This is a genomic window from Pseudarthrobacter sp. GQ63 (assembly GCF_059758765.1).
Genome location: NZ_JCAXEF010000004.1, coordinates 213084 through 235763, shown reverse-complemented (window position 1 = coordinate 235763; position 22680 = coordinate 213084). Strand labels below are relative to the sequence as shown.

General features: G+C 65.2%; 16 protein-coding genes. 4 read left to right on the top strand and 12 right to left on the bottom strand.

The window, feature by feature from the left end:
* Positions 1-54: 54 nt before the first annotated feature.
* Positions 55-1407, bottom strand: coding sequence for an MFS transporter (locus AC6CHP_RS09945; RefSeq protein ID WP_104185440.1), 1353 nt, complete (start codon positions 1405-1407; stop codon positions 55-57).
* Positions 1408-1549: 142 nt separating this feature from the next.
* Here AC6CHP_RS09945 and purH point away from each other — a divergent pair, with 142 nt between their 5' ends.
* Entirely contained in the window at positions 1550-3235 is a 1686-nt protein-coding gene (gene purH, locus AC6CHP_RS09940) for a bifunctional phosphoribosylaminoimidazolecarboxamide formyltransferase/IMP cyclohydrolase (RefSeq protein WP_498229516.1), read from the top strand.
* 245 nt (positions 3236-3480) lie between these two features.
* Here the strand turns inward: purH and AC6CHP_RS09935 are convergent, their stop codons facing one another.
* Together AC6CHP_RS09935 and AC6CHP_RS09930 are read right to left on the bottom strand one after the other, a co-directional pair.
* Positions 3481-3690 (bottom strand): hypothetical protein, encoded by a 210-nt coding sequence (locus AC6CHP_RS09935; RefSeq protein ID WP_498229514.1) that lies wholly within the window; start codon positions 3688-3690, stop codon positions 3481-3483.
* Positions 3674-4633 (bottom strand): trypsin-like serine peptidase, encoded by a 960-nt coding sequence (locus AC6CHP_RS09930; protein ID WP_498229512.1) that lies wholly within the window; start codon positions 4631-4633, stop codon positions 3674-3676. The genes AC6CHP_RS09935 and AC6CHP_RS09930 overlap by 17 nt, the downstream gene beginning before the upstream one ends.
* Positions 4634-4964: 331 nt before the next feature.
* Here AC6CHP_RS09930 and AC6CHP_RS09925 point away from each other — a divergent pair, with 331 nt between their 5' ends.
* Together AC6CHP_RS09925 and AC6CHP_RS09920 are read left to right on the top strand one after the other, a co-directional pair.
* Positions 4965-7184 (top strand): NADP-dependent isocitrate dehydrogenase, encoded by a 2220-nt coding sequence (locus AC6CHP_RS09925; protein ID WP_498229510.1) that lies wholly within the window; start codon positions 4965-4967, stop codon positions 7182-7184.
* Positions 7185-7350: 166 nt separating this feature from the next.
* On the top strand, positions 7351-9573 hold the full coding sequence (locus AC6CHP_RS09920; protein ID WP_498229508.1) for a catalase: 2223 nt from the start codon (positions 7351-7353) through the stop codon (positions 9571-9573).
* Positions 9574-9700: 127 nt separating this feature from the next.
* On the opposite strand, the gene AC6CHP_RS09915 is transcribed toward AC6CHP_RS09920, so the two are convergent.
* The 5 genes from AC6CHP_RS09915 to AC6CHP_RS09895 form a co-directional block, all read right to left on the bottom strand.
* Positions 9701-10207, bottom strand: a complete 507-nt coding sequence (locus tag AC6CHP_RS09915) for a hypothetical protein (RefSeq protein WP_229675350.1) — start codon at positions 10205-10207, stop codon at positions 9701-9703.
* A complete protein-coding gene (locus AC6CHP_RS09910) occupies positions 10204-11430 on the bottom strand; it encodes a serine/threonine-protein kinase (protein WP_498229506.1) in 1227 nt (408 codons plus the stop codon). The genes AC6CHP_RS09915 and AC6CHP_RS09910 overlap by 4 nt, the downstream gene beginning before the upstream one ends.
* 281 nt (positions 11431-11711) lie before the next feature.
* Positions 11712-13184 (bottom strand): beta strand repeat-containing protein, encoded by a 1473-nt coding sequence (locus AC6CHP_RS09905; protein WP_498229504.1) that lies wholly within the window; start codon positions 13182-13184, stop codon positions 11712-11714.
* Between the two features lie 85 nt (positions 13185-13269).
* Positions 13270-14226: a hypothetical protein gene (locus tag AC6CHP_RS09900; protein ID WP_377195091.1), complete on the bottom strand. Its 957-nt coding sequence runs from the start codon at positions 14224-14226 to the stop codon at positions 13270-13272.
* A gap of 186 nt (positions 14227-14412) precedes the next feature.
* The gene (locus AC6CHP_RS09895) at positions 14413-15483 is read right to left on the bottom strand and encodes a Gfo/Idh/MocA family protein (RefSeq protein WP_377195092.1); all 1071 of its coding nucleotides are present in this window, start codon (positions 15481-15483) and stop codon (positions 14413-14415) included.
* Between the two features lie 242 nt (positions 15484-15725).
* Between AC6CHP_RS09895 and AC6CHP_RS09890 the strand changes: the two genes are divergently transcribed.
* Complete coding sequence (locus AC6CHP_RS09890; RefSeq protein WP_498229501.1) at positions 15726-17240, top strand: pectate lyase family protein; 1515 nt, start codon at positions 15726-15728, stop codon at positions 17238-17240.
* Positions 17241-17310: 70 nt separating this feature from the next.
* Here AC6CHP_RS09890 and AC6CHP_RS09885 read toward each other — a convergent pair whose 3' ends face one another.
* The 4 genes from AC6CHP_RS09885 to AC6CHP_RS09870 form a co-directional block, all read right to left on the bottom strand.
* Positions 17311-18408 carry a substrate-binding domain-containing protein gene (locus AC6CHP_RS09885; RefSeq protein WP_188730437.1) on the bottom strand — a complete coding sequence of 366 codons (1098 nt, stop codon included), beginning with the start codon at positions 18406-18408 and terminating at the stop codon, positions 17311-17313.
* A gap of 50 nt (positions 18409-18458) precedes the next feature.
* On the bottom strand, positions 18459-19739 hold the full coding sequence (mmsB, locus tag AC6CHP_RS09880) for a multiple monosaccharide ABC transporter permease (protein ID WP_104185429.1): 1281 nt from the start codon (positions 19737-19739) through the stop codon (positions 18459-18461).
* 45 nt (positions 19740-19784) lie between these two features.
* Positions 19785-21347, bottom strand: a complete 1563-nt coding sequence (gene mmsA, locus AC6CHP_RS09875) for a multiple monosaccharide ABC transporter ATP-binding protein (protein WP_377195094.1) — start codon at positions 21345-21347, stop codon at positions 19785-19787.
* A 131-nt stretch (positions 21348-21478) separates the two neighbouring features.
* Positions 21479-22669 carry an ROK family transcriptional regulator gene (locus AC6CHP_RS09870; RefSeq protein ID WP_188730433.1) on the bottom strand — a complete coding sequence of 397 codons (1191 nt, stop codon included), beginning with the start codon at positions 22667-22669 and terminating at the stop codon, positions 21479-21481.
* Positions 22670-22680 lie beyond the last annotated feature (11 nt).

Genomic DNA, 22680 nt, shown 5'->3' with positions numbered 1-22680 from the left:
GAATACGGGCTCAAAGCGACATCTGCTGCTACCTAGTTGGGGTGGGGGAGGGGGTTACTCGAGGCGGCGCTGCTTGGTCTCCGGGGAGAAGAACGCCATCCACAGCACCGCAATCAGCACCAGCCCGCCGGCGAGGGCGAAGGACGTGGCCAGCCCCAGCTCGGGCCAGAAGTAGTTGGCGAAAATCAGCGGCCCGAAGCCGGCACCCAGGCGGGAGAACGTGGACGCCCAGCCGAAGCCGGTGCCGCGCAGCTCGGTGGGGTAGAGCTCGGACACGTAGGCGTACAGCACCGGGATGGCCACCTGCACCACGAACCCGAACACCAGCAGCCAGAACACCGCCGCCGTGGGGATGTCCACCACAAAAGCCACGATCACCAAGGTCAGCGCGGACAACGGGCCGGTGATGGCCAGGATCCATTTGCGCCCAACCCGTTCCACCAGGAGGGCGGCCACAACCACACCCAAAAGCCCCACGGCTGCCATGGACGCCGTGGTGACAAAGGCCTTGTACTCCGCGAACCCGGCGCCGATCAGGATCCTGGGCATCCAGGTCAATGACAGGTAGTAGACCAGCAGGATGCTGAAGAACAGGGCCCAGGCCGTGGCCGTAATCTTCCAGTTGAACTGCCAGACCAGCCGCAGCTGGTGCCAGGCGCTGCCGGCCGAGAGCCGCGGCACTTCCTTGGCATCGGGCAGGCTGTAGGCGCGGGGTTCCGCACCGGTCGCGGCCACCAGCCCGTCGATCACCTTGGCCGCCTCTTCACGCCGGCCCTTGCGGATCAGGAACAACGGGGACTCGGGAACGCTGCGCCGGACCCAGAACACCAGCAGGGCGGGCAGGACCATCACCAGCATGGTCAGCCGCCAGTCGCCGTAGAGGGCCACAAGCCCGGCGGACACAAAGCCCGCCAGGGCTGCCCCCACCGGCCACCAGCCGTCCATCGCCGTGAGGACCTTGCCGCGCTGCTTGCGGGGGGTGAACTCACCCACCAGTGCGTAATCCACCGGGATGCAGCCGCCCAGGCCAAACCCGGCCATAAAGCGGAACACACAGAACCAGATGAAGTCGGGGGAAAAGGCGCCCAGGACAGTGAAGAGCGAGAAGATCAGCAGCGTGGCTGTGAAGGCCTTTTTGCGTCCGATGGTGTCGGCGATGGTGCCCCATACAAACGCGCCCACGGCCATGCCGATGAGGTTCGAGGTGCCCACCCAGGCCACCTCGCCCGGGGAAAGCGCCCAGTGGGTGGAGAGCAAGGGAATGAGGATGCCGTTGAGGGTCACATCCCAGGCATCGAACATGAAGCCGAGGCCGCCGATCAAGAAGATCTTGCCCTGGACTTTCCATCGCCAGGGCAGTTCCTGGACCACCTGTTCGCCGCTCGGCACAGTGGTGTAAGTATTCATCGCAGCCTCCTGGGAAAACTTTAGCCGGGCGCACGGGGGTTCACACTCCGGCCGACTCGCGGGGCAACCACCGCTTCGGGATAAACTGGGCCGTATCCCCACCAACCGCGGCACTGTTCCGCGACATAAGACGGAGACATTTGTGAGCTTCACGCAGCATGAGCGCGTATCCATCGACCGTGTTCCCATCCGCCGGGCACTGATCTCGGTTTACGACAAGACCGGTCTGGAGGAGCTCGCGCAGGGCCTGCATGCAGCGGGGGTGAAGCTCGTGTCCACCGGCTCCACGGCCAAGAAGATCGCCGCCGCAGGCATCCCGGTCCAGGAAGTCGAGGAAGTCACGGGTTCCCCGGAGATGCTGGACGGCCGGGTCAAGACCCTGCACCCGCGCGTGCACGGCGGCATCCTGGCGGACCGCCGCGTGGCAGCCCACATGGACACCCTCACGCAGATGGAGATCGAACCCTTCGACCTCGTGGTGGTGAACCTCTACCCGTTCGTGGAAACCGTCAAGTCCGGCGCCGGCCAGGACGACGTCGTCGAACAGATCGACATCGGAGGCCCCGCCATGGTGCGCTCCGCCGCGAAGAACCACGCCGCCGTCGCCATTGTGGTGGACCCGTCCTTCTACGGCCAGGTGGTCACCGCGGCCGCTGAGGGCGGCTTTGATTTGAAGACACGACGCCGGCTGGCCGCCAAGGCGTTCGCCCACACGGCTTCCTACGACAACGCCGTGGCCACCTGGACCGCGAGCCAGTTCCTGGATGAAGACGGCGACGGCGTCATCGACTGGCCCGCCTACGCCGGTCTGTCCCTGGAGCGCTCCGAGGTGCTGCGTTACGGCGAGAACCCGCACCAGCAGGCTGCCCTGTACGTGGACAAGGCTGCCCCGGTGGGCATTGCCCAGGCAGACCAGCTGCACGGCAAGGCCATGAGCTACAACAACTTCGTTGACGCGGACGCCGCCCTCCGCGCCGCCTACGATTTCAGCGAGCCGGCCGTGGCCATCATCAAGCACGCCAACCCCTGCGGCGTTGCCGTCGGGTCCGCGGATGCCGCGGACCCGATCGCCGACGCCCACGCCAAGGCCCACGCCTGCGATCCCGTCTCGGCTTTCGGCGGCGTGATCGCAGCCAACCGCCCGGTCACCGCGGCCATGGCCAATACCGTCAAGGACATCTTCACCGAGGTGGTCATCGCGCCGGGCTTCGAACCGGAGGCCGTGGAGATCCTGTCCAAGAAGAAGAACATCCGCCTGCTCGCCCTGCCGGAAGGCTACGGCCGCTACCCCACGGAGTTCCGCCAGGTCTCGGGCGGCATGCTGGTCCAGGTCAGCGACAAGGTGGACGCCGACGGCGACAACCCCGCCAACTGGACCCTGGCTGCGGGTGAAGCCGCCGACGAGAAGACGCTCGCGGACCTCGCCTTCGCCTGGACCGCCTGCCGCGCAGCGAAGTCCAACGCCATCCTCCTCGCCCAGGACGGCGCTGCCGTGGGCATCGGCATGGGCCAGGTCAACCGCCTGGACTCCTGCCGCCTGGCCGTCGAGCGGGCCAACACGCTGGGCGTACAGGTAGAGTCCGACGTCGAAGGTGCGGGCGGTGCCTCGAACGCCAGCGGTGCCGGCGCACCTGAGCGCGCCCGCGAAGCCGTTGCAGCTTCCGACGCGTTCTTCCCGTTTGCCGACGGCCTGCAGATCCTGATCGACGCCGGCGTCCGCGCCGTGGTCCAGCCCGGCGGTTCCGTCCGGGACGAGGAAGTCATCGCCGCGGCCAACGCCGCCGGCATCACCATGTACTTCACCGGGGCACGCCACTTCTTCCACTAGTCCCACCCATTGCTCCCCACCGGCACCCTAGCCTCGCTGCATCCGCACCGGCTCCCTGCCCTCGCAAGCTCGGGCCGGGGCCCTCGCCGGAGCGGCTCCACGGCCAGGGAACCCTGCCGGCGTGGGCCCACGTACCTGACGTTTTCGCATCCGATAACGGCAGGTATGGAGCAATCGATGAGTTAACGACGACGGCGCCCGCCCCCCGAAGGGGACGGGCGCCGTCGTCGTTGCCAGGCTTTGTCCTACCCAGGGGTTCCGGCCCCCTGCCCATCAGCGTCCGCGCCCCTCTGCTTGAGGCGCGGACCCTCCTCCGGAAGCCGCAGCTCCCGGGGCTTGGCCTCCGCCATCCGTTCCGCTGTCCAGTACTCGAGGATCTCCTCGTGCGTCTGGCCCAGTTCGGCGTGGCTGACGGGATCCTGGCCGGACGGGGTGTCTCTAGGAGGCTGCTGCACTGGCGTAGGTCTGCTGGATGACGGATCCCCAGTACGGGCCGTACATCACTGCGGAGCGGTTGTAGCCGTAGCTGTTGACGGAGTTCTGGACGCCCGCGGAGCTGGTGCCGATGAACCACGGGCCGCCGGAGGAACCGCCAGTCATGTCGCAGGGGATGCCCTGGGTTTCAAACTGCGGGTTGTTGGGATCGTTCGTGGCCGTTCCGGTGCAGCTCTTGAGGGTCTGGCCGTTGAAGGGCGATGCCGCGGGGTAGCCGAAGGACTTGTAGGTGAGGCCGCGGGCCTCGTTGAACGCCACACCGGATCCGCCCACGACGTCCGTAAGGGTCTGGCCGTTCAGCGTGTTCATGACGGCAAAGCCGGTGTCGTAGGCCATGTCCCCGTTGGCGCTCCACTGGGTGGGGGCGTGGAGGGATTTGGCGGTCCACTTGCCATAGGGCTCGGCGCCGTTCTCGTAGGCCGGCACAAAGGCGAAGTTGGTGGCGAAGGCTCCCGGCCCCTCGTTGAGGCAGTGGCCCGCCGTGGACACGGTGCTTTCATTGGCGGAGGTTACGGCGTTGCCGGAGCAGACGTAGTTCGAGCCAGCCAGGGTGAAGAAGACCTTGCCGATGTGCTTGACCGGCGCCTCGCTCTGGGCGATGGTGGGCTTGCCCTTGGTGGCCTTGACCTCAGACTTCTTGCCCTTTTCCACGAGCCCGGCGTTGGAGCGGTTGCCCCGTTCCAGCGCCTTTCCGGCGAGGACGTCTCCGGGGATGGCGCTCTGCATCCGGTCGGCCGTCCAGTAGTCGGCCACGCCCGCGGCATCCACGACAGTGCTGGTGACGGAAGGGCTTGCCTTGTCCTCCGCCGGAGCAGCGGTGGCTCCGCCGGCGGAGGTGAGTGCCAGAACGGCAGCGGCTGAGAGGCTCAGGAAGCCGGTAGCCAGAGACCTGGTGCGAGTCATTATTGTCCTGTCGTAACGGGGAGATAGCCCCGGAAAGGGGCGGAGTGACCCTGCGAATTTATCGCCATATGACAAGTTTGTAAATAGTAGTGACGTATCATGTATGGCCGTCAGCGGCCTGCCGGGATGCCCAGGTGAGGAAAGCGCGACGGCGGATGGGCGCCCCAGGTGCGTGCCGGCGTCGTCCGTTCTCCATCGCTGTAATCCTGCCCGTGCCGGGGGTAACGCTGCAGTCCCGGTAGGGGTGAAATCCCTGCGCTCGGGTAAGTTGTACATGGTGAAATAGACCGAATTTTCACAACCAAGCCGACCCACAGGGAGACGCCCGCGCATGTCCAAGATTATCTACACCCACACCGACGAAGCGCCGATGCTGGCTACCTATTCGTTCCTGCCCATCATCGAGGCGTTCGCCTCGACAGCAGGTGTGGAGGTAGAGACCCGCGACATTTCGCTCGCCGGCCGCATCATCGCCGTCTTCGGTGACTACCTGACCCCCGAGCAGCAGATCGGTGACGCCCTTGCTGAACTCGGTGAGCTGGCAAAGACGCCGGAAGCGAACATCATCAAGCTGCCCAACATCAGCGCTTCCATCCCGCAGCTGAAGGCCGCCATTGCCGAGCTGCAGGAACAGGGCTACGCCCTCCCGGACTACCCGGACAACCCCTCCTCGGACGAGGAGACGGCCATCCGCTCGCGCTACGACAAGATCAAGGGCTCCGCCGTGAACCCGGTCCTGCGTGAAGGCAACTCGGACCGCCGCGCACCGCTGTCCGTCAAGAACTACGCACGCCAGAACCCGCACTCCATGGGCGCCTGGACTGCTGATTCGAAGACCAACGTGGCCACCATGGGCCAGGACGACTTCCGTTCCAACGAGAAGTCCGTGGTTGTGGAGTCCGAGGGCACCATCGCCATCCAGCTGGTCCGCGAAGACGGCTCGGTCAAGGTCCTGAAGAAGGCCTTCCCGGTCCTGGCCGGTGAGGTCATCGACGGCACCGTGATGCGCGCCGCCGCCCTGGACGAATTCCTGAAGGCGCAGGTTGCCCGCGCCAAGGAAGAGGGCGTGTTGTTCTCCGCCCACCTCAAGGCCACCATGATGAAGGTCTCGGACCCCATCATCTTCGGCCACGTGGTCAAGGCCTACTTCTCCGAACTGTTCGAGACCTACGGCAAGCAGCTCTCCGCCGCCGGCATCAGCCCCAACAACGGCCTGGCCGCCATCCTGAGCAGCCTCGAGGACCTGCCCGAGGACGTGCGCGAAGGCGTGCAGAACCTCATCAAGAAGGGCCTCGAGGAAGGTCCCGCGCTGGCCATGGTGGACTCGGACAAGGGCATCACCACCCTGAACGTCCCCAGCGACGTCATCGTGGACGCCTCCATGCCCGCCATGATCCGCAGCTCCGGCCACATGTGGGGCCCGGACGGCAAGGAAGCCGACACCCTGGCCGTCCTGCCGGACAGCTCCTACGCCGGCATCTACCAGGTGGTCATCGATGACTGCCGTGCCAACGGCGCCTACGATCCCACCACCATGGGCACCGTGCCGAACGTCGGCCTCATGGCGCAGGCCGCCGAGGAATACGGCAGCCACGACAAGACCTTCGAAATCCAGGAAGCCGGAGCCGTCCAGATCGTGGACGGCTCCGGGAAGGTCCTGGTTGAACACCAGGTTTCCGAGGGCGACATCTGGCGCGCCTGCCAGACCAAGGACCTGCCCATCCGCGACTGGGTCAAGCTGGCCGTGACCCGCGCCCGCGCCTCCCAGACTCCGGCCGTGTTCTGGCTGGATGAGGAACGCGCCCACGACGCCAACCTCATCGCCAAGGTCAACGAGTACCTGAAGGAGCACGACACCGAGGGCCTGGACATCCAGATCATGTCCCCGGTCAAGGCGATCGCCTTCACCCTGGACCGCATCCGCAAGGGTGAGGACACCATCTCGGTGTCCGGCAACGTGCTCCGCGACTACCTCACGGACCTGTTCCCCATCCTTGAGCTGGGCACCAGCGCCAAGATGCTCTCTGTTGTTCCGCTGATGAACGGCGGCGGGCTGTTCGAAACCGGCGCAGGCGGGTCTGCCCCCAAGCACGTCCAGCAGCTTCTCAAGGAAAACCACCTGCGCTGGGACAGCCTGGGCGAGTTCCTGGCCCTGGCCGTCAGCTTCGAGCACCTGGCCACCACCACCAACAACGCCCGCGCGCAGGTCCTGGCCGACACCCTGGACCGCGCCACCGGGACGTTCCTGCTGGAGAACAAGTCGCCCAGCCGCCGTGCCGGCGAGCTGGACAACCGCGGCAGCCACTACTTCCTGGCCCGCTACTGGGCTGAGGAACTGGCCAAGCAGACGGACGACGCCGACCTGGCCGCCTCCTTCAGCTCCATCGCCGGTGAGCTTTCCGCCAAGGAAGAGGCGATCGTCGGCGAGCTGGCTGAGGTCCAGGGCTCGCCGGTGGATATCGGCGGCTACTACCGCCCGGACGATGCCAAGGCAACTGCGGTGATGCGTCCTTCGGCAACACTTAACAAGGTCATTGCAACCCTGAGCTAGGACTGCAGCAAAGCGGCGTTCCGGATGTCCGGAACGCCGCTTTTGTGTTTTCAGGGTAGGCGCAGAGCTTGTGGCCGCAGGAATCGTTGCTAGGGTACTAAGTACGCTTAGTATCTCGGTTTGCGCCGATGACTGCTGACGTTGCCGATCCTGAGGAGAAAAAATCGTGCCAGAAGACAGCAACATCCAGATTCCCGGCGTCCCCGCCAGCGAACCTGCCAGCCTCCAGGAACCTACCACCCCACGCGAGCCGCTGCCTCCGAAGCCGGACCAGCAGGCCCCTGAGGCTGTGTCGCCGACGGGAAGCCCCACCGGCGCGCCGGCTACTGCCCGTGCCCAGTCCGGCCAGTACCTGACCACCGCGCAGGGGCTTCGCCTTGGCGATACGGACCACTCGCTGAAGGCAGGTTCCCGCGGACCCATCCTGCTGCAGGACCATCACCTGCGCGAAAAGATCACCCACTTTGACCATGAGCGCATTCCCGAGCGTGTGGTTCACGCCCGCGGGGCGGGAGCCCACGGTGTGTTCCGCTCCTACGGGACCGGGTCCAACATCACCCGTGCGGGCTTCCTGGCCAAGGACGTGGAGACGCCCGTCTTTGTCCGTTTCTCAACCGTGCTCGGCTCCCGCGGCTCCGCGGACACGGTCCGCGACACCCGCGGCTTCTCCACCAAGTTCTACACGGACGAGGGCACGTATGACCTCGTCGGCAACAACATCCCGGTCTTCTTCATCCAGGACGGCATCAAGTTCCCGGACATCGTCCATGCCGCGAAGCCGCACCCGGACCGGGAGATCCCGCAGGCCCAGAGCGCCCATGACACCTTCTGGGACTTCGTTTCCCTGCACACCGAGGCGCAGGCCCACACCATGTGGAACATGTCCGACCGCGGCATCCCGCGTTCGTTCCGGACCATGGAAGGCTTCGGCGTGCACACGTTCAGGTTTGTGAACGCCGAGGGCAGGACCACCCTGGTGAAGTTCCACTGGAAGCCGAAGCAGGGCGTCCACTCGCTGGTGTGGGAGGAAGCGCAGATCATCAACGGCATGGATCCTGACTTCCACCGCCGGGACCTGGCCGACGCGATCGAGGCAGGCGCCTTCCCTGAGTGGGAACTCGGCGTCCAGACCTTTCCGGACACCGAGGACCAGATGTTCGAAGGCATCGACCTGCTGGATCCCACCAAGTTCGTCCCCGAGGAACTGGCCCCCGTCCAGCCCATCGGCATCATGACTCTCAACGCCAACCCCACCAACTACTTCGCCGAAACAGAACAGGTGGCCTTCCACCCCGGCCATCTGGTGCCCGGCATCGACGTCACGAACGATCCCCTGCTGCAGGTGCGGCTGTTCTCCTACCTGGACACCCAGATCTCCCGGCTGGGCGGGCCGAACTTCGCCCAGATCCCCATCAACCGCCCGCAGGCCCCGGTGAACGACATGCTGCGCGACGGCATGCACCAGCAGGCGGTCCATGGCGGAGCGGCCCCTTACCGGCCCAACTCGCTTGACGGCGGCTGCCCGTTCCTGGCCGGCCAGGATGTGGGGGCCTTCATCGACGTGCCGGAGGAGCTGGCCGCATCCATCAAGGAGCGGAAGAACCCGGCGTCCTTTGACGACCACTTCAGCCAGGCACGGCTCTTCTTCCGCAGCCTCAGCCCGGTGGAGCGGGACCACGTCATCCAGGCCTACACGTTCGAACTGGGCAAGTGCTACGAGAAGTCCATCCGCGAACGCCAGCTCGCGGCCCTCGCCAACGTGGACGCGGAACTGTGTGCCGCCGTCGCCAAGGGACTGGGCCTTCCCGCACCGGAGGCAACAGAACAGGTAGCGGACTCAGAGCCCAGCCCCGCGCTGTCCCAGATGGGCGGGACCTGGCCGGTCGCCGGCAGGGTTGTGGGCATCCTTGCGGACGCGGACAGCGACCTGGCAGCCGTGAACGCGGCTCGGAAGGCGCTGGATGCGGAAGGCATCGTCCCGCTGGTCATCGCCCCGGCGGGCGGCTTCCTTGGACCCGAGAACGACGGCGGGGTCCCCGTCCAGCGGACCTACCTCACCGCACGTTCCACCGAGTTCGACGCCGTCATCGTTGCGGCGGCCGCCCTGCCTGCCCCCGATGCTGCGCCCGGACTGGATGCCAAGGCCGGCGCTCCCGGCGGCGCCTCCGACCCGCGGGCAGTGCTGCTGCTCACGGAAGCGTACCGGCACGCAAAGGCAATCGGTACCTGGGATTCCGGCGCCGAAGCCCTGGCCGCAGCGGGCATCCCGAAGGACACCCCGGGCATCGTGTCCGCGGGCGACGCCGAGTCACTGGTCTCAGAGCTGACGGCCCTGCTGGCAGCCCACAGGGTGTGGGAGCGGTTCCCGGCATCACCGGCCCAATCCTGAGCGGTCGCGGCCGCTGACGCAACAGCCGGCTGACGCCTTTGGCTAACTCTGGCGCCGCCCGGTGATGCCACCGCCGGAGGGGAGCGCCGCCGTCGTCATGACGGGGTGCTCCCTTCCGCATGTGGCGTCAGTCGTTGCCTTTGCCCTTGCCCTCGTTGTCCTTCTTGTCGTCGTCCTTCTCACCTTCCGGCGCTGGCGCAGGGGCTGGCGCGGGGACCGGGACCTCGACGGCTGGCGGGGGAGTGGCCGCCGCGGCCTGCTCCTCAGCGATCCGTGCCTCTTCGGCCGCCTTGTCCGCCGCCGCTTTCTCCGCCGCAGCTATCGCTTCGGTGAGATCCGCCCGGACGGCCGTGGCGATCGTGGTGATGCTCCGGCGTCGTTCCTCGGAAATCTGGCCTTCAGACTGGGCGGCCTCCAGTTCGGCTTCAAGCCCCTCCAGCGCCCGCAGTGCGGCGGCGGGGTTGTTCTCCGACGACGCCTGTGTCACCTCGAGGACTCGTGCCTGCAGCTGCCGTGCCGCCTCGCGCTCAAGGCCGGCCTCCGCAGCCGCGCAGCCGCTCAGCAGCGCGGCCGCCACGAAGGCACCGGACCATGCGAGCACGGACGCGCGTCCAGCGGCAAAGCTCAGCCTCACGGTTCCACGCTCTTCTGGAGTTCCTCGAGGTGCTCGCCCAGGACACCGGTCACCGTGGGGTAAGGCACGACGTCGGGCGGCGACTGGGCTGACAGGGTCATCAGCGCTGCAGCCACCGCGGCCGCCACCACCACGAGGGCCAGGACCGCCGCGAGCCAGAACCGCTTTGTCCGCTTCTTACTGTCCTTCGCCCGGTCCTGGTTCAGGGCTTCGTGCGCGGTTCCCGGAACTTGCCCAACAGCGGGGGAAGCATTCGGGCCTGCCGCTTCCCGCAGCTCATCTACGGATTCCTCGGCGGTGATGGACGGCGGGTGGAAGGGCATCGCGGGCAGCACCCGGGTGGTCTCCGGGGCAAGTTCACCCGGCGTGGAGGCTGGTGAAACCAACGCCTGCCGCAACGCCGTTTCGATGTCCGCGGCGGCGGGCCGTTCGAGTGGTTCGATGGCGGTCATGGAGCGGATGAGGTCAGCCCATTCGGCGGGCAGGTCCTCGGGGATTTCCGGTGCGCGGTGCAGGCGCGCCACCGCAGATTCCACCGCGCTGCCCGGGTATTCCACGGTGCCTTTGATGCATTCGAGCAGCACCAGGCCGAGCGAGTAGATGTCGGTGGAGGGGCCGAGTGGCTTGCCGAGCGCCTGCTCGGGACTGAGGTAGGCAGCTGTGCCCACCATGGTTCCCGTTGCGGTCAACCGGGTTGCGTCCACGATCCGGGCGATGCCAAAGTCCGTGAGCTTGGGCCGCAGCGGTTCACCGGGGCGGATCTGGACCAGCAGGATATTGCCGGGCTTGATGTCACGGTGGATGACGCCGAGGCCGTGGACGTACGCCAGGGCGTCGGCGATGCCGGCCCCGATGACTGCCAGTTCCTCCAGCGGCACGGTGCTGTGCCGGATCCGGGCACGCAGGTCCTGTCCCTCCACGAGTTCCATGGTCAGGAAGGGCCTTGGCTCGTCAGGGATGCGGGTATCGATCCCGGCGTCGAACAGCGTCACCAGGCCGGGGTGGTTCAGGGTTGCCAGAAGCTGGATCTCCGCTTCCTGGCGCTTGAGTTCATCGGCGTCCGGGGCTTGGGGAGCGAAGAGCTTGAGTGCCACGTCGCGGCCCAGATTTTCGTCCCGGGCACAGTAGACCGACGACATACCGCCGCGGCCAATCACCTCACCCAACCGGTAACGTCCGCCGACCACTTCATTCTTGATGGAGCTAGGCGATTCCGCCACCATGACCCGTTCCTCCCGGTGCGCTGCGGCACTGTCGTACCTCAAATTATACGGGCGGTGGAGTAAACGGACGATTCACCCGGGGCCGCCGAGCTGCCGCACACCGGTGGTCCGGCGGCAAAGGTGTGCTTTCGCCGCCGGACCACCGTTCACAAGGACATGTGTGCTGAATACATGTTGTGCGTGGTCTTGATGTGGTGTTTTCCGGACCTCCTTTCCTTCAGCCCGCTCCGTTGCAGCCGCTTCAGGCGCGTGGTGCAGGCACTGTCAGCAGGTGGCCGGCGCTACGACAGCTTCCGCTTACGAAGCATCAGGAGTCCTGCCACCAGAAGCAGGAGGGCGAGGGGCGCCAGGGAGGCATCCACACCCGTGTTGGCCAAAGCAGTGGCCCCTTGGGCCGGGGAGCTGCCGGTGCCGCTGCTTGCACGGGTGTCCACTGCAATGGCACCGCCAACTGCGGTGGAACCGGCGGCAGGTGCTGTGGAGAATCCGTCGGTCAATGCGCCAGTGCCACTTCCGTTGCCCGTGGTGCCCGTAGTCCCAGTGGTTCCGCTGTCAGCGCCGGGATCCGTGGCCCCTGGGTCAACGGTGCCGACGCCGTCCGTGGTGCCGTTACCCGGGTCAGTGGTGCCGGGGTTGTCGGTTCCCGGTGTTCCCGTTCCCGGGTTTTCGGCGTCGGTCGTACCGGTGCCGCCGATGATGAGGTCAACGTTGGCATCGACAATCGCGCCGCTGCCGCCGGTGGTGCTGTTGCCGCCGATGGTGAGGTCGATGTTGGCGTCGGCGAGTTCACCGGTGGTGCCGGTGCTTCCGCCGATCGTGGCATCGACGTTCGCGTCGATGAATTCCCCGTTGCCGGTGGTGCCAATGCCGCCGATGGTCAGGTCAACGTTGGTATCCACGAGGTCGCCGCTGGTGCCGGTGCCGCCGACGGTGGCATCGATGTTGGCGTCCACGAGTTCGCCGGTGGTGCCGGAGGTTCCGTTGGCGCCGATGGTGAGGTCGATGTTGGCGTCCACGAGTTCGCCGGTGGTGCCGGAGGTTCCGTTGGCGCCGATGGTGAGGTCGATGTTGGCGTCGGCGAGTTCACCGGTGGTGCCGGTGCCGCCGATGGTGGCATCGATGTTGGCGTCGGCGAGTTCACCGGTGGTGCCGGTGCCGCCGATGGTGGCATCGATGTTGGCGTCGGCGAGGTCGCCGCTGGTGCCGGTGCCGCCGATGGTGGCATCGACGTCGGCATCTATGAGGTCGCCGCTGGTGCCGGTGCCGCCGATGGTGGCATCGACGTCGGCATCTACGAGTTCGCCGGTTGTGCCGGAGGCTCCGTTGGCGCCGATGGTGAGGTCGGCGTTGGCATTTACGAATTCCCCGGTGGTTCCGGTGCTGGACTCGTTGCCGCCGATGGTGAGGTTGACGTTGGTGTCTACGAGTTCGCCGCTGGTGCCGGTGCCGCCGATGGTGGCATCGGCGACAACGAAGGCCGCCGCGGCGAGGCCGGTGGCGTCCGTCGTCGCGCCGGTGGCGCCTCCAAGCGCAACGTCGGCTGCGACGGCAGCGTCAGCTGAAACGGACGGCGTTGGGTCACCCAGCTGGCCCAACGACGTCGAGTCAACGGACGCCGCCGCCGAGATGAGGGCGGATGCGGAAAGGTCCGATCCACTGGTGGTGTCCGCGGCATGCGCCGCAGTGCAACTGAGGGCTAGGAGCCCGCCTGCAAAGAGGGTGCCGAGCATTCCCCGGCGGAGGTTCGAGTTCATGGTGATGTCTCCTGAAAAGTTGAGTACAGGCTGCTCAGCAGCAACCCGGATGGCCGTTTTCTGCCGCAATGGCAGGCGGCGTCAACTAGTCAGGAGATGAACCGGGGTCGAAAGACACCGGTGCGGGGGCATGCTCGGAGAACTCACCGGCAAGGACAACACCGGTGGTAGGAAGCTTGAGGTCGAAGGGGCTTAGCCATGCCGCCGCCCCGGCGGAGGCAGCCGACGTTGTGCTGCTTCCCGTGGCGGAACCAGGGGCGAGAGGAGCCTGGGCAGGGGCGGTCGATGGGTCTGCCGCCCCCGGCTGCTCCTCGCTGACATTGGGTACCAAAACCGCAGTTTGAAGTGCCGCGTAAGTGGTGGCTACGTCCACCGGACCCGCTGCGGGGGTGTCGGTTCCCAGGCCCTCAAAATGGCCGGTGGCAGCTAGTTCAGCCGACACCGCAGGTGCCGCCGCCACAGCCACGCTGGTTGCAGCAAGGGCCCGTACCGCGCCGGGCACGGCTGCAGACGGCACCACATCATCAGGGACCGCCACGGGGAGCTCCGGAAGCTCTGGCCCGGCGGATACCAGGTCTTCAACGGGCTGCAGGGCCGGCTCGAGGACCGGAAGTACTTCGGTCACAGGTGGAATAACAGTTTCCACTGCTTCCGCCACCGCCACGTCCACGGATTCGGCGATTGGAACAGCTATGACGGACACCGTTCCCGCAGGGATAACGTTGTTGACGACCGGTACCGACGAAACAATCTGGTCCGCAAGCCCGGAAACCTCTCCCGTCAGGGGCTGGAGCAGCCCCGTCGGCGAGTCTGGCGCCGGTGCCGAGGTGGCGGGTGCGGGATCAGCAAGACTGGCTACGGAAAGGGGCAGCTCTTCCGCCACCGAAGATACTGAACTGGTGACGCCCCCCAACAGGGAAGTTGCATCCTGCAGCGTGTCTGCCGAAGCAGCTGGCGCCGAAAAGGTCAGCCAGGTGAGGGTGGCGGCGCCTGCAAGGAACACAGGACGGAGGGCACGCCACGGCGAGCGACTACCAGCCATGCGTACCACCCCCAGTACTGATGCATTCGACGATGGCTACAGCCTAAGACCGAATGTTGCAGGAAGTCTAGGGTCTGCTCAAACAACTCGACAAAACTGAAAACTTCACATCTCAGGGATTACAGAGCCGCCGGAACTGGTCATATGTCATACGTGACGTTGGGGCGAAGCTTCCCGTTGCGAAGCTCAGTGCCGGTCGTTCGGATAGCTGACACCGAGCTGCGCACGGACGCCGTCAAAGAGCCGCATTGTATTCAGGGTGTCCTCCAGCGGCATCACCGGGCTTTCCGTTAGCCCCTGCTGGATGCAGCGTGTTACTTCGCGCAGCTCGTACACGTATCCGCGGCCCACTGATTCAAAGGCTTCGGTCCTGCGGGAGTCCCAGCCCGTGGATACCGTCAGTTCACCGGGATTATTAATGGAGCCCACGCTTTGAAGGAAGCCGAGGCTTCCGGCCACTGTGGCGGTCCGGGGACCATGCGCCAGCAGCGAGGACGTAAGCTGCACCTGCGCCCCGTGGTTGTATCCCAACGTCAGCGCGTTTTGCGCGTCCACACCGTCGTCATTGATGAACCCGGTGGCACTCACGGTCTGCGGAAAGCCGAGCGTGCCCAGCGCCCACAAAAGGGGGTACACCGATAGGTCCAGCAGGGCGCCGCCGCCGTCCTTCCTGGCCCACAACCTGGCGGTAGGGGAGTAGGGGGCCGGGAAGCCAAGGTCTGCCGTGACCCAATGGATGTCGCCGAGCTCGCCGGACGCGGCAATCTCGAACGCCCGCTGCATGCTCGGCAGGAAGCGGCTCCACACCGCTTCCATGAGGAACAGGTTGCGGCTCCTGGCAACGTCGATGAGCTCGGACGCTTCCCGGGCGTTAATGGTGAAGGCCTTCTCGCACAGGACGTGCTTGCCGGCGTTGAGCGCGGCGAGGACGATTTCATGGTGCTGGGCATGAGGCGTCGCCACGTAGACGACGTCCACCTTCTCGTCCGCGAGCAGCCGCTGGTAGCCGGGCACGCCGCCGTCGTCACCGTAAGCCTTCGCGAAGTCGTACGCCACCGCAAAGGCATCCGCCGTGTCCTGGCCCCGTGAACTGACGGCATACAGCTCCGCGTCCGCCAGCAGGGCCAGGTCCTGCGACACCGAGCGGGCGATACCGCCCGTGGCGATGATCCCCCAACGCAGGGGAGAACCGGTAGCGGAACGGGGGTCCTGGTCGGACTGGCTGGACAGCCACGGCTTGGCGATGGGAGCACTCATGGTGACCATCCTCTCATTGAGGTGGGCGAGGGTTCGGTTATGACCTGCAGTAAGTGCAAGAGCGCCGGGTAACTACTGAAATGCCGAGCAGCCGGGTGTGACAAACCCTTGACAGCATTGTCGCGGGAGACATATGAATAGAGAACCGCCATTAGAAACCGTTTTCTTGCGCGGCAGCTACCCTTCCATGATCCGCACCCACCTAGGCATGTGGTCTGTTTGGCATGCCGGAAAAAAGGCCAATGACGTCCACAACACACACCAGACCTACTACCCCAGCCGTCCCGAGCAGATTCCGCATCGGAGCAGGAGTCACCGCCTCCGCCTCCGTGCTTGCGCTCGCAGCGGGGCTGGCGGTAGCCGCCCCGGCAGCCGCGGGTATGGCGCCCGCCAGTCCGGCACCGACCGGAGGAGGCATTATCCGGGCGGACGACGCGGCACCCACGGGGTGGGCCGCCGTCGGCAGCGGTACCAACGGCGGTGCGGGGGCACCCGCTGAAAGCCGCTACGAAGTCAGCACACTCGCCGGACTTAAGGCTGCCTTGGCCAACAACGGCGAATCCAAGGCCCCCAAGATCATCTACGTCAACGGGACCATCGATGGCAACCAGGCGCCTGATGGCCGCATCCTGGGGGAGCAGGACTATGCGCCGGGGTACGACATCCACAAGTACATATCCTGCTTCGGACCGGAGGGAAAGGTCTGGAGCGACCAAACCTATGAGTACTGCAAGAAGCAGAGGCAGCTCCGGCAGACCGGCAGCAACAACATGAAGCGGCAGATCGAAGTAAGCCTGCCCAGCAACACCACCCTGATTGGCCTCGGCGCTGATTCAGGTTTCGTTGGGGCCAACATCGTGATCCTCAGCGCCACCAACGTGGTGATGCGCAACCTGAGCGTCGAGGCGCCGGTGGACTTCTTCAGCACCTGGTCCCCTGACGACGGCGATGGTGCCTGGAACGCGAGGTTCGATGCAGTCTCTTCCGTTACCTCTGACCATCTGTGGATAGACCACGTCCGGCTGACCGATGGGAGGTTCCCTGACAGCGAGGCGCCGATCGGACCCGACGGCAAGCCGGCCAACCGGCACGACGGCCTCCTGGACCTCAAAGACGGCACCGATTATGTGACCATCTCCAACAGCAAGCTCTCCAACCATGACAAGACCATGCTGCTCGGGTCAGGTGACGAACATGTGGGCAAGGACGGCGGGAAACTGCGCGTCAGCTACATTGGCAACCACCTCGAAAACATCCAGCAGCGCGGTCCGCTGGTACGGTTCGGGCAGGTGCATGTGCTGAACAACTACTTTGTGGCCAGCACAGAACATCCGCAGTACCCCATGATCAGCGAGGGCCAGGGCGGTAACAGCTACTTCCTGGGTGCAGGCTACGAGTCGCGGATCTTCTCCGAGCGCAACGCCTTCGACTACACCGGACCCGGGGCTGACGAATCAATCATGGTGAGCAGCTACAACGGACACCGCTTTAAGGACATCGGGTCCTGGTTCAACGGTGAGGAGGCTGACCTCAACGCCGTGGCGCAGGCATCTTTCGAGCAGAACCGCGCGGAGGCCCTGGCGGAGGCGGAGTTCAACGGGGAGCCGGCCCCGGACTGGACGGGCTGGGACTTCAGCACCGACGTCGGCTGGGACCCTGCGGATGCATACAACTACAAGGCATTCGCAACGCCCCAGGCGGTACGGAACCACGCGCTGCACTTCACGGGTCCGGGGATCCTCACCGTTAAGCAATAGATCGAAGGACAGCCAGGCACAAGGAACGCCCGGCCCCCAACGGGGGACCGGGCGTTCTGCTTGCAGATGGCTACTTGGTGATCGGTTCGAGAACCGGGTCGCCTTCGTAAGCGGTCTTGACGTTCGCAGCGGTGACGATGACCGGCTCCAGCAGGTAGGCCGGAACAGTCTTCACACCGTTGTTGTAGGAGTTCTCGTCGTTGATTTCCAGTTCGTTGCCGGCCTGGAGATCCTTCACCATGGTGATGGCGTGCTCAACGAGCTTGCGGGTGTCCTTGTTGATGGTGGAGTACTGCTCGCCCGCCATGATGGACTTTACGGACTCAACCTCGGAGTCCTGGCCGGTGACGACCGGAAGCTCCTTGCCGGCTGCCTTGACGGAGGTCAGGACTGCGCGGGCCAGGGTGTCGTTCGGGGACAGGACGCCGTCCAGGGACTCGCTGGAGTAGCTGCCGGTGAGCAGGGTGTCTGCGCGGCGCTGGGCGTTTTCAGCCTTCCAGCCCTGGGTCACAGCCTGCTCGAAGCTGGTCTGGCCGGAGAGGACCTTGAGTGTGCCGTCGTCGATCTTCGGCTGCAGGACGCTCATGGCGCCGTCGAAGAAGACCTTGGCGTTGGCATCGTCCGGGGAGCCTGCGAAGAGTTCGACGTTGTAGGGACCCTCGCCCTTCTTCTCCTCGAGTCCTTCCAGCAGGGCCTGGCCCTGGAGTTCGCCCACCTTGAAGTTGTCGTAGGCCACGTAGTAGTCCACGTTCTCGGTGTTCAGCAGCAGGCGGTCGTAGGCGATGATCGTTGCGCCGGAGTCTTTCGCCTGCTTGAGCTGCGTGCCCAGCTGGGAGCCGTCGATGGCACCCACGATGATGACCTTGGCGCCCTTGGTGACCATGGCGCTGATCTGGTTCTGCTGTTCGGACACGCCGCCGTTGGCGAACTGTACGTCAGGCTTGAACCCGGCCTCGGTGAGGCCCTCGTTGAACAGCTTCTCCGCGAGGACCCAGTTTTCACTGGTCTTCTGCGGAAGCGCGACGCCGATGGCGGAGTCCTGCTCGAAGCCGCTGGCGCCCTCGGTGCCGCCGCCTGTGGAGGTCTCAGACCGTCCGCAGCCCGTCAGCGCCAGTGCTGCGATGGCAGCGACCGCTGCTGCCTTTCCTGCTTTACCAATCATTCGCATTGTTGGTTCTCTTTCTTTGTGGTGGTGTAACGCTATTCAGGCCGCAAGGCTCAGGCTTCCCTGGCGATCGCTTCCTTCGTGGAGGTGGTCTCGTCCGGCTGGTTGGGGTTGGAGGGCCCCTGCCTGCGGTTGAAGTTCTGGGTGAGCAGGCCGATGATCGACTTCTTGCCCTGGCTCTTGTTGTAGACGTCGAAGGCGACGGCGATCAGGAGCACCAGGCCCTTGATGATCTGGGTGAGGTCGGCGCCGACGCCGAGGAGCTGGAGGCCGTTGTTCAGCACAGCCATGACCAGGCCGCCGATGATGGAGCCGACGACGGTTCCTACGCCGCCGGTCACTGCTGCGCCGCCGATGAAGACGGCCGCGATGGCGTCCAGTTCCCAGCCGACCCCGTCAAAGGGTCCCGATGCGGTGGAGCGTCCTACGAAGATCATGCCGGCCAGGCCGGCCAGGATGGACATGTTCATCATGACCAGGAAGTTGACCTTCTTGGACTGGACGCCGGAGAGTTCGGCAGCGTGGCGGTTTCCGCCGACTGCGTAGACGTGGCGGCCCAGGACGGTGCGGGAGGAAATGAAGCCGTAGATCAGCACCAGGACGGCGAGGATCAGGCCGGGAATCGGGAATGACGTGCCGGGCCGGCCGGTGGCGAACAGGTACGTGGCGTAGAGGATGGCACCGCAGATCAGGACCAGCTTCAGCGCGGTGACCCACATTTCCGGAACCTCGGCGCCCAATGCCTTGGCCCGGGCACGGGACCGCAGTTCGCCAACCACCACGAATGCCGCGGCGGCGATGCCCAGCAGCAGGGTCAGGTTGTTGAATCCTGTGTTGGGTCCCACTTCCGGGAGGTAGCCGGAACCGAGGTACTGGAAGTCGGCCGGAACGGGGATGGTGTTGGACTTGCCGACGAACTGGTTGAAGCCGCGGAACAGCAGCATACCGGCGAGGGTCACAATGAAGGCGGGTATCCCCACATAGGCCACCCACCAGCCCTGCCAGGCGCCGATCAGCGCTCCGAGCGCCAGGCCCAGAAGCACTCCGGCATACCAGGGGATGCCCCAGTCCCGGATGGCCAGGGCAACCGTGACCCCCACGAAGGCTGCAATGGAGCCCACGGACAGGTCAATGTGCCCCGCGATGATCACCAGGACCATGCCGATGGCGAGGATCAGGATGTAGGAGTTGCCGTTGAAGAGGTTGATGACGTTGCCGGGGGTGAGGGTCCGGCCGTCGGTGGCGATCTGGAAGAAGACGATCAGTGCAACCAGGGCGAAGATCATGCCGAATTGGCGGGTGTTTCCGCCAAACAGCTTCTTGAGGGCGTTCATGGTGTCAGTCCTTGTGTCCGGAAGGTTCTGGGATGATCCAGAGGGTCAGGCGGCGTCGGCTTTGCGGGCGGAGGTCATCAGTTTCATCAGGCTTTCCTGGCTGGCCTCGTCTTTGTTCAGGACACCTGTGATGGCGCCTTCGAAAATCGTGTAGATGCGGTCGGACAGGCCCAGGAGCTCGGGGAGTTCCGAGGAGATGACAATGACTCCCTTGCCCTGGTTGGCAAGCTGCTGGATGATGCCGTAGATCTCGTACTTGGCGCCAACATCAATGCCGCGGGTCGGTTCGTCCAGGATCAGCAGGTCGGGGTCGGTGAACATCCACTTGGCGAGGACCACCTTCTGCTGGTTGCCGCCGGAGAGCTTGGCCACGCCTTCCTCCACGGACGGGGTTTTCGTGCGCAGTGACTTGCGGTACTGCTCCGCCACAGTGAATTCCTGGTTCAGGTCCACCACTGAGTTGTGGCTGATCTTCCGCAGGTTCGCTGCCACCGTGGTGGTCTTGATGTCATCGAGCAGGTTCAGTCCCAGGGACTTGCGGTCCTCGGTGACGTAACCCAGCCCCGCGTCGATGGCCTGGCGCACGGTTTTGAGGGTGATCTCCTTGCCGTCCTTGTAGATGTGGCCGTCGATGAAGCGGCCGTAGGAGCGGCCGAAGACCGAGCGGGCCAGCTCGGTGCGGCCGGCGCCCATGAGCCCGGCGAAGCCGACGATTTCCCCGCGGCGGACGAAGAAGCTTGAGTCCTTGCACACCAGCCGGTCCGCCACGTTGGGATGGCCCACGGTCCAGTCCTTGACTTCGAAGAACACCTCGCCGATGTTGGGCGTATGGTCCGGAAAACGGGACTCCAGCGTGCGCCCCACCATGCCCTTGATGATCCGGTCCTCGTCCACGCCGTCAGCCTTGACGTTCAGTGTTTCGATGGACTTGCCGTCACGGATGATGGTGATGGAATCGGCGATCTGCTCGATCTCGTTCAGCTTGTGGGAAATGATGATGGACGTGATGCCCTTGGCCTTCAGGCCGAGCATCAGGTCCAGCAGGTGCTGGGAATCAGACTCGTTCAGCGCAGCGGTGGGCTCGTCCAGGATGAGGATCTTCACGGACTTGTTCAGCGCCTTGGCGATTTCCACCAGCTGCTGCTTGCCGACGCCGATTTCCTTGATGGGGGTATCGGGGTCCTCGCGCAGGCCCACCCTGGCCAGCAGGTCCAGGGAGCGCAGCCGGGCTTCGGCCCAGTTGATGACGCCGCGCTTGGTGGGCTCGTTGCCCAGGAAGATGTTCTCCATGATGGACAGCTCGGGGATGAGCGCCAGTTCCTGGTGGATGATCACGATCCCGGCGTGTTCGCTGGCCCTGATGTCCTTGAACTGCTGCACCTGGCCCTGGTACACGATGTCGCCGTCGTAGCTGCCGTACGGGTAAACGCCCGAAAGGACCTTCATCAGGGTGGACTTGCCTGCACCGTTCTCGCCGCAGATTGCGTGGATCTCCGCGGCTTTGACCCGCAGGCTCACGTTGTCCAACGCTTTAACGCCCGGGAATTCCTTGGTGATGGACCTCATCTCAAGGATGATCGGTTCCGTTTGCGTGGTCTGGGACGTCATGAACCCTAACCCTCCAATGCAATGACTTCTTTGTCCGGCCGGCAAAGCGCAGGGCCGTCTGATCCAAAAGTAAACTGGATCACGCCTATTGTCGTCAAGTCTTTAACGCAATCGGCGGGTAACGAAACGGTCTAGGTTTTCCGTATCCCGGCGTGCTGGAACACCAAGGCGGCCGCCCCGAGGGCCTCGGCACGGTCGCCCAGGGAGGACATGGCCAGGGTTGTGGTTTCGCCGATCACCGGGACGGCGTGCCTCACCAGGCCGCGCCTGATGGGGTCCAGCAGGATGTCGCCAAGACCCGCGAGTGGACCTCCCACGACAATGACTTCGGGGTTGATCAGGTTGGCGACGTTGCCCAGTGCCCGGCCGACCGAGAGCCCGGCATCGTCCACCACCCGGAGCGTCGCGGCGTCCCGGTTGAGGGCCTTCTTGACGATATCCGCGGGCGTCAGGGGCCTGTCCTCCCCCCGGCTGAGGAGCTCGATCATGGTGGTGGTGGAGGCAATGGTCTCCAGGCATCCACGGTTGCCGCAGCGGCACACGAGGCCCTGCTCGTGGATGGTGGCATGGCCTATTTCGCCGGTGATGCCGACGTTTCCGTAATAGGGGGCCCCGTTGAGGATCAGGCCCGCGCCGATGCCCGAGCCGATCTTCAGGAACATGAGGTTGCTGACCCCCGAATGCTGTCCCCACGTGACCTCGGACCAGGCGCCCAGGTTGGCGTCATTATCAACGAACACGGGGATCTGCAGCGTCTCCTCGAGGTGCTGGAGGATGTTGATCCCCACCCACTCCGGGAGGATGGCGCCTTGGGCCACGGTTCCGGTGCGCCGGTCTATAGGGCCGGGAATTCCGACGCCGGCACCCACCACGGCGCTGCGCTCGATGCCGCTCTCCCGCAGCAATTTTTCCAGCAGGGCCACGGCGGCCCGGATGCCTTCTTCGGCCTGGTGGCCGAGCGGAAGCATCACGGATTCCTCGGCGATGACGTGGTAACTGAGCGAGGCCAGCACCACCCGGAGGTGGCGCCGCCCGAAGTCGATTCCCACAGCGACGGCGCCGTTGCTGTTGAGCCTGACGTTCAATGCGCGGCGGCCGGAGCTGGTGATTGGCTCTGCCGAGGCAAGGCCGGAGTCCAGCATGATTTTGACGATGTTGGAGACCGTCGCGGTGGAGAGGCCGGTCTGCCGGGCGAGTTCAGCCTGCGTGGCCGGTCCGCCCATCAGGGTTTCGATGATCCGTTGCTGGTTCAGTTGGCGCAGCGCGGACTGCGATCCCGGATTTTGTTGCTTGCTCCTCGTTGAGCGCGGGGTTGCGGACATGCTAAGAAGAT

What these genes read in the sequence shown, in the direction of transcription:
- AC6CHP_RS09945 (WP_104185440.1), bottom strand. Translation starts at nt 1,407, where the DNA reads ATGAATACTTACACCACTGTGCCGAGCGGCGAACAGGTGGTCCAGGAA.
- AC6CHP_RS09930 (WP_498229512.1), bottom strand. Translation starts at nt 4,633, where the DNA reads ATGACTCGCACCAGGTCTCTGGCTACCGGCTTCCTGAGCCTCTCAGCC.
- AC6CHP_RS09925 (WP_498229510.1), top strand. Translation starts at nt 4,965, where the DNA reads ATGTCCAAGATTATCTACACCCACACCGACGAAGCGCCGATGCTGGCT.
- AC6CHP_RS09910 (WP_498229506.1), bottom strand. Translation starts at nt 11,430, where the DNA reads ATGGTGGCGGAATCGCCTAGCTCCATCAAGAATGAAGTGGTCGGCGGA.
- AC6CHP_RS09905 (WP_498229504.1), bottom strand. Translation starts at nt 13,184, where the DNA reads ATGAACTCGAACCTCCGCCGGGGAATGCTCGGCACCCTCTTTGCAGGC.
- AC6CHP_RS09900 (WP_377195091.1), bottom strand. Translation starts at nt 14,226, where the DNA reads ATGGCTGGTAGTCGCTCGCCGTGGCGTGCCCTCCGTCCTGTGTTCCTT.
- AC6CHP_RS09895 (WP_377195092.1), bottom strand. Translation starts at nt 15,483, where the DNA reads ATGAGTGCTCCCATCGCCAAGCCGTGGCTGTCCAGCCAGTCCGACCAG.
- AC6CHP_RS09890 (WP_498229501.1), top strand. Translation starts at nt 15,726, where the DNA reads ATGACGTCCACAACACACACCAGACCTACTACCCCAGCCGTCCCGAGC.
- AC6CHP_RS09885 (WP_188730437.1), bottom strand. Translation starts at nt 18,408, where the DNA reads ATGCGAATGATTGGTAAAGCAGGAAAGGCAGCAGCGGTCGCTGCCATC.
- mmsB (WP_104185429.1), bottom strand. Translation starts at nt 19,739, where the DNA reads ATGAACGCCCTCAAGAAGCTGTTTGGCGGAAACACCCGCCAATTCGGC.
- mmsA (WP_377195094.1), bottom strand. Translation starts at nt 21,347, where the DNA reads ATGACGTCCCAGACCACGCAAACGGAACCGATCATCCTTGAGATGAGG.
- AC6CHP_RS09870 (WP_188730433.1), bottom strand. Translation starts at nt 22,669, where the DNA reads ATGTCCGCAACCCCGCGCTCAACGAGGAGCAAGCAACAAAATCCGGGA.